Source organism: Cryobacterium sp. GrIS_2_6, from assembly GCF_035984545.1.
In the GTDB taxonomy this organism is placed as follows: Bacteria; Actinomycetota; Actinomycetes; order Actinomycetales; family Microbacteriaceae; genus Cryobacterium.
In genome coordinates, this window is record NZ_JAXCHP010000001.1 from 219,331 (window position 1) to 233,351 (window position 14,021).

Annotated in this window: 9 protein-coding genes; 4 read left to right on the forward strand and 5 right to left on the reverse strand. The window is 69.0% G+C overall.

Going from position 1 to position 14,021, the window contains the following annotated elements; all coding sequences use genetic code 11:
• Positions 1-129 precede the first annotated feature (129 nt).
• Both RCH22_RS01070 and RCH22_RS01075 read right to left on the reverse strand, forming a co-directional pair.
• Positions 130-2,415, reverse strand: a complete 2,286-nt coding sequence (locus RCH22_RS01070) for an EAL domain-containing protein (RefSeq protein WP_327012481.1) — start codon at positions 2,413-2,415, stop codon at positions 130-132.
• A complete protein-coding gene (locus tag RCH22_RS01075; protein ID WP_327012482.1) occupies positions 2,412-4,679 on the reverse strand; it encodes an EAL domain-containing protein in 2,268 nt (755 codons plus the stop codon). The genes RCH22_RS01070 and RCH22_RS01075 overlap by 4 nt, the downstream gene beginning before the upstream one ends.
• A 162-nt stretch (positions 4,680-4,841) precedes the next feature.
• On the opposite strand from RCH22_RS01075, the gene RCH22_RS01080 reads away from it, so the two are divergent.
• Complete coding sequence (locus RCH22_RS01080; protein WP_327012483.1) at positions 4,842-5,372, forward strand: flavodoxin domain-containing protein; 531 nt, start codon at positions 4,842-4,844, stop codon at positions 5,370-5,372.
• Positions 5,373-5,402: 30 nt separating this feature from the next.
• On the opposite strand, the gene RCH22_RS01085 is transcribed toward RCH22_RS01080, so the two are convergent.
• Positions 5,403-8,591, reverse strand: coding sequence for a DEAD/DEAH box helicase (locus tag RCH22_RS01085; protein ID WP_327012484.1), 3,189 nt, complete (start codon positions 8,589-8,591; stop codon positions 5,403-5,405).
• Between the two features lie 108 nt (positions 8,592-8,699).
• Complete coding sequence (locus tag RCH22_RS01090) at positions 8,700-10,919, reverse strand: S9 family peptidase (RefSeq protein WP_327012485.1); 2,220 nt, start codon at positions 10,917-10,919, stop codon at positions 8,700-8,702.
• Between the two features lie 87 nt (positions 10,920-11,006).
• On the opposite strand from RCH22_RS01090, the gene RCH22_RS01095 reads away from it, so the two are divergent.
• Complete coding sequence (locus tag RCH22_RS01095; RefSeq protein WP_327012486.1) at positions 11,007-11,735, forward strand: HAD-IA family hydrolase; 729 nt, start codon at positions 11,007-11,009, stop codon at positions 11,733-11,735.
• A 123-nt stretch (positions 11,736-11,858) separates the two neighbouring features.
• Here the strand turns inward: RCH22_RS01095 and RCH22_RS01100 are convergent, their stop codons facing one another.
• Entirely contained in the window at positions 11,859-12,245 is a 387-nt protein-coding gene (locus RCH22_RS01100) for a VOC family protein (protein WP_327012487.1), read from the reverse strand.
• Between the two features lie 113 nt (positions 12,246-12,358).
• Between RCH22_RS01100 and RCH22_RS01105 the strand changes: the two genes are divergently transcribed.
• The gene (locus RCH22_RS01105) at positions 12,359-13,663 is read left to right on the forward strand and encodes an LCP family protein (RefSeq protein ID WP_327012488.1); all 1,305 of its coding nucleotides are present in this window, start codon (positions 12,359-12,361) and stop codon (positions 13,661-13,663) included.
• 160 nt (positions 13,664-13,823) lie between these two features.
• Complete coding sequence (locus RCH22_RS01110) at positions 13,824-13,997, forward strand: hypothetical protein (RefSeq protein WP_327012489.1); 174 nt, start codon at positions 13,824-13,826, stop codon at positions 13,995-13,997.
• The last annotated feature ends 24 nt before the right edge of the window (positions 13,998-14,021 follow it).

A 14,021-nucleotide genomic window follows, 5' to 3' on the forward strand; every position in this document is an offset into this window, starting at 1 on the left:
GCGTCGGGCCTGACGTCGGGCTGGGGAACCACGGCGCGCAGCCGGCCAAAACCATGCCGAAAGCGAGTACGACGGGCAGTCCGATCTTTCGTTGGGAGCAGAACATACGGCTCCTCTCCCCTCCTCGTTCTACTCCCGGGTCTGCTCCGCACCACGGCGGGCGGTCAACCAGGCGTCGAACTCGGCGGCGGGCAAGGGCGCGCACAGCTGGCTGCCCTGGGCAGAGTCGCAGCCGAAACGAACGAGGGCGTCGTAGGCGTCTTCGCTGTCGACGCCCTCCGCGACCATCCGCAGCCCGAGACTGTGGGCGAGGGCGATCGCGGAATTGACGAGGGTCGAGGAGCGATCGTCGTGCCCCATCGCGACGATGAACGATTCGTCCAGGCGCAGTTCGTCGATGGCGAGGTCGCGCAGGAGGGCGAGGGAACTGTAGCCCGTCCCGAAATCGTCGACAGACATCCGCACGCCCTGCGCGCGCAGCCGGTTCAGCACCGCGCGAGCCCTGGACTGGTCGGCGAGCAGGAACTCCTCGCTGATCTCGAGGGTCAGCACAAACGCGGGCAGGGTCCGGTTGGCGATCATGGCGCCGAGATGCTCGGGGAGGCCGGCGTCGATCAGCACGGCCGGAGGAAGCCGGATCGCGACGCCGAGCGCCAGCCCCCGGTCCTGCCAGTCGACGGCCTGGTTGAGCGCCTGCACGAGCACGGCCTCCGACAGCGCCCTGACGAGCCCGGCGTCTTCGACGAGGTCGAGGAAATCGGCGGCGTGCAGCAGGCCGCGCACCGGGTGGTTCCAGCGGATCACGGCTTCGACGGCGTGGATCTCGGCCGTGGCAAGGTCGATGCGGGGCTGGAAGTGCAGGATCAGCTGGTTCGCGTCGAGCGCCCCGCGCAACTCCTGGATCGTGCGCAGGCGCACTTCGCTGTGCCGGTCATCGTCGGACTGGTAGACGTGGTGCCCGCTGCCGGAGGACTTCGCCACGTACATGGCGGTGTCGGCCTTGCGCATCAGGGCGCCCAGGTCGCTGCCGTGGCTCGGGTAGAGGGCGATGCCGATGCTCACGCTCGTCTGGAGCGAGATGCCCTCGAGAGTGAACGGCACGGCCAGCGCCGCCCGCAATCGATCGGCGAAAGCGGATGCCTCCCCATCCCTGTTTCGTGCGACGAGGATCGCGAACTCATCGCCGCCGAGCCGCGCCAGCAGGTCGAGCGGTCCGAGCTCGCGCGCCAGCCGCACGCCGACTTGCACGAGGAGTCGATCGCCGGCCTCGTGACCGAGGCTGTCGTTGACCTCCTTGAACCGGTCCAGGTCGAGGAGGAGGAGCGCGCTGCCCTGCTTCCGGTCGGACGCGAGCCGCGCCGCGACGTCGGAATACATGGCCCGGCGATTCGGCAGGCCGGTCAGGTCGTCGGTGCGTGAGAGGTGGTTGAGTCCCCGCTCGCGCGAGATCATCGGGATGACCGCGAGGGCCAGGGTCACGCTTGCGAGGCCGATCGCGAGAGCCGAAATGTGATTCTGGGTCGCATAGATCAGGATCCCGAGTCCCGCGGCCGTTGCGATCGCGGGCACGACGAACGCCATCACACCGTTCGGCTCCCGCGGCGCTGCGACTACGGGATAGGACGCGCGGTCGACCCAGACGGCGATGAGCACCAGGCCGATCGCCCAACTGGAATCGAGCAGGGTTCCGAGGGAGTAGCCGCCGTCGAGGAGGGCGTAGGCCACGTCGGCGCCGGCGTAGACGACGAGGCCGCCGATGAGAGCGACCCATGCGCGCCCGGCGTGTCGGCCGTAGAGCGCGGCAACGCCGGCGATAGCAGCGATCAACAGCAGATCGAGCATTGGGTATGCGAGATTCACGAGCGTCGCGAGCGACACCGGTTCGGCGGAAGCAGAGACGAGCACCGGGTTGAGGAGGACGGCCATGAACGCGGCGACACTGACCGAGCCGACGGCACTGTTCAGGAAGGCCGCCCAGGGCACCCTGCGGAGCTGCCGTCGCGCGGTAACGAAGAGGGAAGCAAGGATCAGGCCGTAGAAGGCCAGGTAGAACAGGTCAGCGACCGAGGGGGAACCTGGCTCCCCGAGGAACCGGGTGGAGACCGTGAAGCTGACGTCACCGAGGAAATTGCACGTGACGGCCGTGGCGGCGAGTGTCACTTCTCGCCGGACGAAGCCGGCCCGGCGGACGGCGATCCAGCAGACCACGACGGTCGCCAGGCCAGCGAGCTCCGCGAGGACGAAGTCGACGAGGACACTGTAGTCGCCGCCCTTGCCGACGAGCATCACGACGTAGAGGGCGAGCGGGATGCCCATGATCCACAGCGGTCGGCTGGATGGCTGCCCGATGGATGCGTCCGGTGCCTGCTCCGGAGACGACTTCAGGGTGCGCGTCCCTCCGCGCAGGATCGTCATGTCTCGACCGATTCCGCGACCGGCCGCCGGTCAGCGAGCCACCGGTCGAAGGCATCCGCTGGGATCGGTCGGGAGATGAAGAAGCCCTGGGCCTGGTCGCAGCCGAAGCCGGCGAGGGCGTCGTAGGTGGCGGCGTTCTCAACGCCCTCCGCGACCATGCGCAGCCCGAGGCCGTGCGCGAGCTCGATCGAGGACTTCACGAGCGCCGCGGCGCGCTGGTCGTCCTTGAGCGGGAAGACGAAGGACTGGTCGAGCTTCAGTTCGTCGATGGGCAGGTCGCGGAGGTACGCGAGCGAGCTGTAGCCGGTGCCGAAGTCGTCGAGAGAAATGCGGATGTCGTTCGCGCGGAGTCTGGCCAGAATGTCCCTGGCCCGGTCCCGGTCGCTCATCAGGAAGTCCTCGGTGATCTCCAGTTCGAGCACCGAGCCAGGCAGGCCGCGCTCGGCGAGGAGGCTTTCGATCCGTTCGGGAAGCCCGGCGTCGACGAGGGAACTCGCCGACAGGTTCACGGCGATCGAGAGGGGCAGGTCCCCGGTCCAGGCGGCGGACCAGACCTTCGCCTGGTCGAGCGCGACGGCGAGTACCCGCTGCGTCAGGGCGTGCATGAGCCCTGCCTCCTCGATGAGCACGAGGAACTGGGCGGGGAAGAGGAGCCCGCGGGTGGGGTGCTGCCAGCGCACGAGGGCTTCGACGCCGGCGACGCTTCCCGATGCGAGGTCGATCTTGGGCTGGTAGTGCACGATGAGCTGGTCGTCCTCGAGGGCGAGCCGCAGTTCGGAGAGGGTGCGCAGGCGCAGGTCGCCGTGGCTGTCGTCGTTGCTGCGGTACACGTGGTGGCCGCTGCGGGTCGATTTCGCCTTGTACATGGCCATGTCTGCCTTGCGCATCAGCCCGGTCAGGTCGCTGCCCTGCTCCGGGTACAGGGCGATGCCGACGCTCACCCCGGTCTGCAGGGCGATGCCCTCGAGGGTGAACGGCACGGCGAGTGCCGCGCGCACCCGGATCGCGAAATCGACGGCTTCGGCGTGGCCGACGTCGTCGAGCAGGATCGCGAACTCGTCGCCGCCGAGCCGGGCGAGCAGGTCCTGTTCGCGCAGCTGGTTCGACAGGCGGATGCTGGCCTGCACGAGCAGGCGATCGCCCGCATTGTGCCCGAGACTGTCGTTGACCTCCTTGAACCGGTCGAGGTCCAGCAGAAGGAGGGCCCGGCGCCGGCGGGGCTCCCTGATGATGCGGGCGGTGACATCGCCGTACAGGGCACGCCGGTTGGGCAGCCCGGTGAGGTCGTCGGTCCTGGCCTGGCGCCGCAGCACGATCTGCCGGGACACGAGCGGCACCGAGGCGAGGGCGAGGGCGGTCGCGGCTAGCGCGATGGCGAAGCCGGTCACCGGCACCTGGCTCGCGAGGATCAGCACCCCGAGGCCCGCGCCCGTCGAGACGATCGGGACGGCGACGGCCGCGACACTGTCCTGGGTGTGGCTGTGGGTCTCGGTCTGGCGCGACGAGGCATCGATCCAGACGGCGACGAGGGCGAGTCCGATCGCCCAGCCCGCGTCAAGGGAGGTACCTGTGACGTAGGCGTCTCCGATGCGCAGGTAGACGATTTCGGTCGCTGAGAAGATCATCAGCCCGAGAACGAGCAGCATCCAGCGCCGACGCGGATCCGGCCCCTGGGTCGCGGCGGTCCCGGCGATCACGAGCACGAGCATCGCGTTGAAGAGCGGGTAGGTCACGACGACGGCGGTCGCGCCGGCCTCGATGGTCGTGCCCACGGAATCGAGGATCGGGGTGAGAAGCGCCGCGAGCACGGAGCCGGCGCCGAGGATCCCGATCGCTCCCTCAAGGAGCACCGGCCAGCCCGGCGGGCGGCGCTGCCGACGTGCGAGGGCCACGATCGCCGTGACGATCAGGAGATAGAAGAGGAAGTATCCGATGTCGGGGAGGGTCTGGGACTGGTCCGAGTCACCGGGGCGGAAGTAGGCGTAACTGTCCGCTGCCACCACGATGGTGATGGCGCTCGCCGAGAACACGATCTCGCGGCGGTCGAAGCCCGCGCGGACGACGGCGGTCCACGCAACGGCGACAAGACTCAGCTTCGTGATGATCGCGAGCCACACGTCGACGAAGGGGCTGAACTCCGAGCCCTGCGCGACAAGCGCGACGGTATAGACGGAGAGCAGAAGACACATGAACCAGACGAGCCAATTGCCTGATGAGGCCAGATAACGGGCGAACGTGCCGAGGCGGCGAGCCAGCATTGTCATGGTTACCGGTGCCCCTCCGCCTGCGTGTGCCCAGCATATCAGCGGGAGAGACCGGATTATCGGGACCACCTCCCGAAGGAGGGACGGCATCCCGGGCTGCCGGGGCCGCGGGGAGGAGCAGAATGGCAGTGCAGGCATGACCTAAGGCGCAGGAGGCGGACCATGGTGGTTCTCGTGGGGTATTCGAGCAAGTACGGTGCCACGGAGGGGATCGCGGAGCGCATCGCGCGGAAGCTGCGCGAGGCAGGGCGGGACGCAGAAGCGAAGCCCGTCTCGGTCGTGGAGAATCCCGACCGGTACACCGCGTTCGTGATCGGCAGCGCCGCATACATGGGCTCCTGGCGGAAGGACGCCGTCGACTTCGTCCGCGGCAACCTCGAGCTGCTCACCTCCCGCCCGCTCTGGTTGTTCAGCAGCGGCCCGCTCGGCACCGCGACCCGCAACGCCGAGGGACACGAACTGATCATCGAGGCCGAGCCGAAGCAGTTCGACGAGTTCGTGGCCGCGCTCGAACCTCAGGGAACCAAGGTCTTCTTCGGGGCGCTCAACCCGGCGGCCCTGCGGCGCCGCGACCGGCTCGTTCGGATGATCCCGGCCGGCCGGGATCTTCTCCCGGAAGGCGACTTCCGCGACTGGGTCGCTATCGACGCCTGGGCCGCGTCGATAGCCGCCGAGCTGCCCGCGTCCGCTTAGGTCGCTCGCCAGCAGCCCTGCCGGCGGGGCTCAGGGCGCGAGGAGCGCCCGGATGTCCTCCGCGGTGAAGTCGTCGCCGACATCCGCTGCCGTCGCCGCGCCATCGAGGCCCGCTCCATCGAGCACGGAGCCGACGAGCCGCGCCTTGCGCTCCTTGAGCGCCATCACCTTGTCCTCGATGGTGTCCGCGGCGACGAGCCGGTAAACCATGACCGCGCGCGTCTGGCCGATGCGGTGGGTGCGGTCGATCGCCTGCGTTTCCGTCGCCGGGTTCCACCACGGGTCGAGCAGGAAGACGTAGTCTGCCTCGGTCAGGGTGAGGCCGAAACCGCCGGCCTTGAGGCTGATCAGGAACACGGGCGCCGTGCCGCTCTTGAACCGGTCGATCACCTCGGAACGCTTCAGCGTCGAGCCGTCGAGGTAGCAGTACGGGGTGCCCTGGGCGTCGAGGCGTGCGGCGGCCTTGCCGAGGAACGAGGTGAACTGGCTGAACACGAGCGTCCGGTGGCCCTCGGCGATGACGTCGTCGAGCTGGTCGAAGAGCGCGTCGAGCTTGCTCGAGGGCACGTCCGCGTAGGTGTCGCCGAGCAGGGACGGGTCGAGGCTCAGCATCCGCAGCAGGGTCAGTGACCGGAACACGATGAACCGGTTCGCGTCGAGGTCCTCGATCAGCCCGAAGAGTTTCTGCCGTTCGCGCTGCAGGAAGGTGTCGTAGAGCGCCCGGTGCCGCGGGTTCAGCTCGATGCGCAGTACCTGCTCCTGTTTCTCGGGCAGTTCGCGGGCGACGACATCCTTGGTGCGGCGCAGGATCAGGGGGCGGATGCGGCGGCGCAGCCGGGTGATCAGCGCCGGGTTTCCGGGCTGCCCGCCGTCGTCTGTTGTGCCCGCAGGTCGCACGCCGTGCTCGTCGCGGTTCTCGATCGGGCGCACGTACTCCTCACTGAACCGGCGGGCGGAGGGGAACAGCCCGGGTGCGACGATTGCGAACAGGGACCAGAGTTCGAGCAGCCGGTTCTCCATCGGCGTCCCCGTGATGGCGAGCTTGAAGGGCGTGTCGAGGTCCCGGGCGCAGGCGTGCAGCCGGGAGGCGTGGTTTTTCAGGAATTGCGCCTCGTCGAGGATCAGCCCAGCCCAGCCCTGGGCGCGGTATGCCGCGAAGTCGAGACGGAAGAGCGTGTAGGAGGTGACGATCACGTCGTGGTGCGCGACGGCATCGGCGAGCGTCATGCCGCCGCGGCCGAGGACGGTCGACTGGGTCGTCTCGACGCCGTGCACGCGGAGCCCGGGGGTGAAGCGGGCGGCCTCTGCGATCCAGTTGGAGACGACGGAGGTCGGGGCGATCACGAGGAAGGGACGGCGCGGTGCGGCGGGAGCGGGGCCGGATTCGCGCGTCGCGTGTTCGATCAAGGCCAGCGCCTGAAGGGTCTTGCCGAGGCCCATGTCGTCGGCGAGGATGCCGCCGAGGCGATGCTTCCAGAGGAAGGCGAGCCAGGCGAACCCCTCGCGCTGGTACGGGCGCAGGGTCGCGGTCACTCCCTCGGGCACAGGAACGGGCTCGAGGAGGCCGTCGCCGTTGCCGTCGCCGTCCGCGCGGGTCCGTTCGAGCAGCCCGGACACCGCGGACCGCCAGGCTGTGGCCTGCTCGGTGTGTTCGGCCAGGTCCTCGAACTCGGCCCAGAGCTGGGCCTGGTAGCGACTGATCCGCAGCCCGGTCTCCCACTCGGTGAGGCTGCGGGCCTCGTCGATGAGCGTGCGCAGGCGCTCGAACGCGGGCTGGCGCAGCGAGAGATAGGTGTTGTCGATCATGAGCAGCTTCGGCTTGCCCAGGGCGAGCGCTTTGAACAGTGGGCCGAAGGGCACGGTGCGGCCGTCGATGGTCACGATCACGCCGAGGTCGAACCAGTCCCTCTGGTTCGTCTCGACCGTGGTGATGGTCAGTTCGGGCGTCGCGGTGAGCTCGCGGTAGCCGGGATCCGCGCCGATCCGGTCGATCCGCAGTCCTCTCAGCTCGTCGAGTCGGGGGAGTTCCTCTGAGGTGAATTCGGCCGCGTCGAGTCCGCGGAGCGTGTCCGGAGGCGAGCCGGGTGCGGTGCCCGGTTGAGTTGCGGAGAAAACACCGTCCCGGCGCGGGGGTAGGTGCTTTGTCCGCATCTCGACCGCCGAGAGGAGCGCGGCCTCCGCGGAGGCGTCCCGACCGGCTGGGCCGCCGGGGCCTGGGCCGGCGCTGAGCGGGACGCGCGTGACGGCACGGCCCTCGCGGTACTCCCAGTCCCAGTCGAGGCTCAGCGCCTGCTTCGGGAGGAAGCGCACGGTGAGCACCAGGACGGGAGCGGCGGCCTCCGGGAAGCTCACCGAGGCATCCGTGCTCGTCACCGGGAGCGCATGACGGAGGCTTGGGTAGAAGTCGCCGAGGAACTCGGCCGTCTCGGACGCGGGCACGGCCACGGTGGCGGGCACACCGAGCAGCCGGCTCTGCTCCGGGCCGAGCGGGCCGCGGGTGGGGGCGAGGAGGAACGACAGGGCGAGGGCGGGGGACCTGGGCGAGGATTTCGTTGAGGTCGAGGTCGAGGTCGATGACGCGGGGGGCGTCTGCGCATAGACGTAGACGCCGTGGCTGCCGATCGCGCCGGCCTGGGCCGGCGGCTGCGCATCGCCGTCGATCGTGAGTGTCGTGGTCAGGCGCAGGCCGGGCTTGCTCGACGCCGACGCAGCCGCCGCATCCGTGGGAGGTGCCCTCGTCACGTCGAGTGCGACAACGGCTTCCGCCGCCACGGTGACGGTCGCGCCCTTCTTCGTGCCGACGAGCGAGATCCCGAGCCGGCGTGCCTCGCCGAGGTGGGCCCAGAGCAGGGAGCTCTCGAAGTCGTCGAGGTAGAGCCAGTCGGTCTCCTGGTTCGTGTACACCCCGCGCACGGCGCGGTTCAGCGCCCAGAGCTCGCTGAGCCAGCGCATGTGCTCGGCGTTGAGGGCGAGCCGGTTCACGTGGAAGCTCAGCTGGTTCCAGGTCACGCTGCCACGCACCCAGTTGCCGCGCGCGTTCAGGACGACCGGGCGCACGCCGAGCCTGAGTGTGCCGTGGCCGCCGCGGAGGCTCGTGAGCGTCTGTGCCGTCGGCCCGCGCCAGCGTTCATCGGTGCGCGGGGTCAGCTCCCGCAGCTCGAACTGGAGTCCCATTGCGGTCGGGACGGCGGCTCCCGGGGCAGTCGCAGCGCTCCCCATCGCTCCGGCGGGCGGTCCCGCGGGGGGCCGGACGCGCGTCCGCCACCCCGGCGCCGGTGCAGGGGGCCCGGTCTGCGACATTCCCCCATGCTCTCACGCTTCCGCAGCTCAGGGCAGCGGATGCACCCCGGCCGCATCGAGGATCCACGCGTTGTCGAAGGCGATTTCCCGCCAGCGGGCGTAGCGCCCGGACACCCCGCCATGGCCGGCGGACATCTCCGTCTTGAGCAGGACATCCGCCCCGACCTCGCGCAGGTGCGCGACCCACTTCGCCGGTTCCACGTAGAGCACGCGGGTGTCGTTGAGGCTCGTGACCGCGAGGATCCGCGGGTAGTGCGTGTCCCGCACGTTCTCGACCGGTGAGTAGGACTTGATGTACGCGTAGACCTCCGGGTCGTGCAGCGGGTCTCCCCACTCGTCCCACTCGATGACCGTGAGGGGCAGCGCGGGGTCGAGGATCGAGGTGAGCGGGTCTACGAACGGTACGCCGGCGAGGATGCCGGAGAACAGCTCGGGGGCGAGGTTCGCGACGGCGCCCATCAGCAGGCCACCGGCGCTGCGGCCCTCGGCGACGAGCCGGTCGGGCGCGGTGAGCCCCGCATCGATCAGGTGCTGCGCGCAGTCGATGAAATCGGTGAAGCTGTTGCGCTTCTCCAGCTCCTTGCCGTGCTCGTACCAGAGCCGGCCGAGCTCGCCGCCGCCGCGCACGTGCGCGATCGCGTAGACCAGTCCGCGGTTGAGCAGGCTGAGCCGGGAGATGCTGAAGGTCGGGTCGATGCTGATCTCGTAGGACCCATAGCCGTAGAGCAGGGTCGGCGCGGGTTCGCCGGGGGTGACCAGGCCACTCCGGTAGACGAGCGAGATCGGCACGCGGGTGCCGTCCGCGGCCGTCGCCCACTCGCGGCGCTGTTCGTACCTCGCCGGGTCGTACGCGCCGAGCACGGTCTGCTGCTTGAGCAGGCGGCGCTCGCCGGTCGCGACGACGAGGTCGTACACGGTCGACGGGGTGACGAAGCTCGTGTAGCCGAACCGGATCGTCGGCTGCTCCCACTCGGGGTTCGCCCCTGTGCCTGCTGTGAAGAGCGGTTCGTCGAAGGCGAGCTCGGTGAACGTGAGCGGGCGGGCAGCGTCGGCGGTCGCAGCGGGGCCTCCGGTTTCTGCGGTCAGTGCGGTCGCAGCGGATACCTCGGCCTCGGTCCAGAGCGACGCGATCGCCACCTGCGTCAAGCCGTCGCGCCGGTACTCGGCGATGACGAAGTCGCGAAACGCGTCGACGCCTTCGAGCCGGACGGATTCGTCGTGCGGCAGCAGCATCCGCCGGGGGCCGTGCGGGTCTCCGGCGGCGACGTCGACGAGTTCGAAGTTGACGGCCTGGTCGTTGTGCACGATGAGGAGCCGGTCCTCCCCGGCGAGGACGGCGTGCTCCACATCGTACTCGACGCCGTCGCGGCGCGGCCAGACGATCGCGAAGTCGCCGGTGGGATCGCCCGTGTCGAGCAGCCGGGTCTCGGTCGTCACGCTCGAGCCGGCCTCGATCAACAGGTACTTGCGGCTGCGGGTGAGCCCGATGCCGACCCAGAACCGGTCGTCGGGTTCGTGGAAGACCTGCGCGTCGCTCGCGGGGTCTGTGCCGATCTCGTGCCGCCAGACGGTGTCCGGGCGCCAGGCCTCGTCGACGGTCGTGTAGAAGAGGTAGCGGCCACTCGGTTCGAACAGGGCGTCCTCGCCGGTATCGGTGATCTCGTCGAAGAGGTTCTCGCCCGTCGTGAGGTCGCGCACCCGGATCGTGTACCGCTCGTCGCCCTCGGTGTCGACGGCGTAGAGCAGCCGGGTGGCGTCTGCGCTCACGTCGAAGCTGCCGAGGGCGTAGAACTCGTGGCCGGCCGCCTCGGCGTTGTCGTCGAGCAGCACCTGCTCGCCGGGGAGGCCTGCCCGGACGGTGCCGGACGTTCCGGCGTCGTCGGCTTCGGGGTCCAGGACCGGCGGCGCCCAGTCGTCCGGGCCCGAGACCGGGGCCCGACAGTGGATGCCGTATTCCTGGCCCTCCACCGTGCGGGTGTAGTACCACCACTGGCCCTCCCGCACGGGCACGCTGAGGTCGGTCTCGCGGGTGCGGGCCTTGATCTCGTCGAACAGCTGCTCCCGGAGCGGTGCGAGCCGCGCGGTGAGGGCATCCGTGTACGCGTTTTCGGCCTCGAGATGGGCGAGGACCTCCGGGCTTTCCTTGTCGCGTAACCACTCGTAGTCGTCGGTGAAGAGGTCGTTGTGGTGCAGGCGTTCGACGGGCTTCTTCGCGGCGAGGGGAGGGACGACGGCAGCTGTAGTCATGGTGTTCAGCGTACTGAGGCTGGAGACGAGGGAGAATTGGGGGAGTACCGAAGCCGGCTATCGCGGCTTCACGGAAGGAAACAGCACATGGAGCAGGGCCTCACCACCGCCGGGAGCACGACGGAGAGCAGCACGAGCAGCGGCACGGATGTCGCCACAGGGCACGTTCTCCTCGGCCGGGTTTTCGATGCCGTCCTCTTCGATATGGACGGCACCCTGGTCGATTCGACTCGGGCCGTGAACCGGGCCTGGATGCGCTGGGGAGCCGAAGCGGGCCTCGGGCCCTCGTTCACCGGCGCCGAGCACGGAGTGCCCGCCCGGCAAATGGTGGCCAGGCTCGTTCCGGAGGACAAGATCGAGTGGTCGATCGCCCGGGTGCTCGAACTCGAACTCGACGACCTCGAGGGCATCGTGATCCTCCCAGGGGCCACGGAACTGATGCAGAGCCTGCCGGAGGGCCGCCGCGCCATCGTCACCTCGTGCGCCCGTTCGTTGTGCCTCGCCCGGCTCGAGTCGGCCGGCTTCCCGGTGCCCGCGACCGTCGTGACGATCGACGACACTCCCCGCGGCAAGCCGTTCCCTGAGCCGTTCCTGGCGGCGGCCGCGCGGCTCGGCGCCGACCCGCGTCGCTGCGTCGTGGTCGAAGACGCGCCGGCGGGCCTCGAGGCGGGTCGCGCGGCCGGATGTCTGACGATCGGTGTCGCCGGAACGCACACCATGGACCAGCTCGACGCCGATCTCGTCGTGCCGAGCCTTGACCGCCTGCGGATCAGCGTCCGCGAGACCGGCGTCGTCTTCGAGCTCCTCACCGAGTAGCCCCGCCCCAGTCAGTTCAGCCCCGAACCGATTCGACGGAGTTTTTGGGTTTTTGGCACGTGGGCCGCGATGTAAGGGCTTTCCGGGCAAAATCTCCGTCGAATTGGTTGGGGGAGGGGCCCGTCAGGACTGGTAGATCTCGAGCGGCAGGCCGTCGGGGTCCCGGAAGAAGAACATCGCCTTGTGCGAGTTCGGGTCGACCCGCAGCTCCTCGCAGTCGACGCCCTCGCGGAGGAGTTCGGCGCGGGCGCCGGGAACGTCGTCGACCTCGAACGCGAGGTGGCGCAGGCCGAGCGCCTCCGGGCCGCTGCGCCGGGGCGGGGTGTCCGGGAACGAGAACAACTCGAGGATGTACTCGCCGTTCAGGGCGAGCTTGCCCATCCATGAGTCGCGGTCGGCCCGGAAGTATTCCGCCTCGAGCGTGCAGCCCACGACGTCGACGTAGAACCGCTTCGAACGCGCGTAGTCGCTCGCGATGATGGCGATGTGGTGCACCTGGTTGATCAGCATCCTCCCAGCCTGACACAGCCGTTTCTGTGAGTCTCATAGCCCGAGTCCAGAAAACACCCGGGACCGGCAACTACCGTCAAGATTCTCACCATGGAACGCAATAAGGGGTTTTGTTGACGAATCACAGACCCGAGGGTCGCGCGGATGCCCGCAGGCATGCACGGGCGGCCACGCTCATCCGCCATCGGCGCCGACCGAGCCGCAGCCACACGATGATGACCCTGATCAAGGCGCTTGCGCTCACGCTCGCCGTCGTCCTCGTGAGCGGGGTATCCGTTGCGGCCATCGCGGTCAGCCAGTTCGCAACGAAGGTCTCGGCCAACGCGGTCGACATCTCCAACGGGGCGACCGACCTGCCCGCGCTTCCCCAGCTCGGTTCCTTCGAGGGGGGCTTCAATGTTCTCGTCGTCGGGGTGGACAACTCCCTCACCCAGTCGGCAGCCTATGGCGACCGCACCGGCACCCTCAACGACGTCAACATCCTGCTGCATGTCTCCGCCGACCATAAGAGCGCGGTCGTGATCAGCATTCCCCGTGACCTCGTCGTCAACCAGCCGGCCTGTACGGACCCCGATACCGGGAAGGTGGCGAAGGCCGCGACGTCCACGGCCATGAATGCATCCTTCGGACGGGGAGGTCTCGGCTGCGTCGTGTCGACCGTTTCGTCGCTGACCGGACTGACCATCCCGTACGCCGGCCTGATCTCCTTCGAGGGCACGGTCGCGATGGCCGACGCCGTCGGGGGCGTCCCGGTCTGCCTCAACGACGCGATCAAGGACCCGTACACGGGACTCGACCTTCCCGCGGGAACGAGTGTCGTCTCCGGAACCGCCGCCCTCGCCTATCTCCGGAGCCGCCACGGCGTCGGCGACGGCAGCGACCTGTCCCGGATCTCCTCGCAGCAGGCCTACATGTCCTCACTGATGCGAGTGATGAAGAGCAGCGCGACGCTCACCGACGTGTCGAAGCTGTCCGCCCTCGCGACGGCCGCGGGTACGAACCTGAAACTCTCGACGTCGCTCGCCAACATCCCGACCATGGTCGGCATGGCGCTCGCCCTGAAAGACATCGACCTGAACCAGCTCGTGTTCGTGCAATACCCGTCGGCGACCGACCCGCAGAACACCAACAAGCTGGTACCGTCGACCGCCCTCGCCAAGAAACTGTTCGCCGCGGTCACGGCCGACCAGTCCTTCACCCTCGACGCCAAATCCCTCGGCAACAGCGCCGAACTCGACCCGACGGCGACGCCCGCCGCGACGCCGACGCCGACGCCGACCCCCACTGCCTCGGCGACCGGTGCGGCAACGGGCACCCCGACGCCGGCGGCAACGGATGCCGCGGCTCCCGTCGAGATCGCCGGCCTGCGCGGCCAGACCGCGAGCCAGCAGACCTGCTCGATCGCGTTCAACTACTGATCCAGGGCCCGTCGAGCCGCCCTGAGCGCACTCCACCGAGTGCACCCCGCTGATTCGCGAACCAGTGATCACGGGTCAGTGGATCCCGCGCGCACTGTTCATTCGTGCGCTCTGGTGCTAACGTCGTCTTGTTCAGTTGATTTATATCTAGGAGAGTGAGATGAATTCTCGGGATCTCCAGCGGCAGGTCCTCGTCGTGATCGGCGCGCTCGTCGCCCTCGTCGGATCCTTCATCGGGTCCGGTGCCACGGCAGGCTCGCCCCTGCGGCCTCCCTCGTCTGGGGGCTCGGCTGGCTCGCCGTGGCACGGCTCAGCGGAACCCTGCTCTCCGTGACCACAGGTGTCGCGGCCATTGTCG

Excerpts from the sequence above, each read along its gene's own strand:
- RCH22_RS01070 (WP_327012481.1), bottom strand. The coding sequence starts at position 2,415 with ATGACGATCCTGCGCGGAGGGACGCGCACCCTGAAGTCGTCTCCGGAG.
- RCH22_RS01075 (WP_327012482.1), bottom strand. The coding sequence starts at position 4,679 with ATGACAATGCTGGCTCGCCGCCTCGGCACGTTCGCCCGTTATCTGGCC.
- RCH22_RS01080 (WP_327012483.1), top strand. The coding sequence starts at position 4,842 with ATGGTGGTTCTCGTGGGGTATTCGAGCAAGTACGGTGCCACGGAGGGG.
- RCH22_RS01085 (WP_327012484.1), bottom strand. The coding sequence starts at position 8,591 with ATGGGGAGCGCTGCGACTGCCCCGGGAGCCGCCGTCCCGACCGCAATG.
- RCH22_RS01090 (WP_327012485.1), bottom strand. The coding sequence starts at position 10,919 with ATGACTACAGCTGCCGTCGTCCCTCCCCTCGCCGCGAAGAAGCCCGTC.
- RCH22_RS01095 (WP_327012486.1), top strand. The coding sequence starts at position 11,007 with ATGGAGCAGGGCCTCACCACCGCCGGGAGCACGACGGAGAGCAGCACG.
- RCH22_RS01100 (WP_327012487.1), bottom strand. The coding sequence starts at position 12,245 with ATGCTGATCAACCAGGTGCACCACATCGCCATCATCGCGAGCGACTAC.
- RCH22_RS01110 (WP_327012489.1), top strand. The coding sequence starts at position 13,824 with ATGAATTCTCGGGATCTCCAGCGGCAGGTCCTCGTCGTGATCGGCGCG.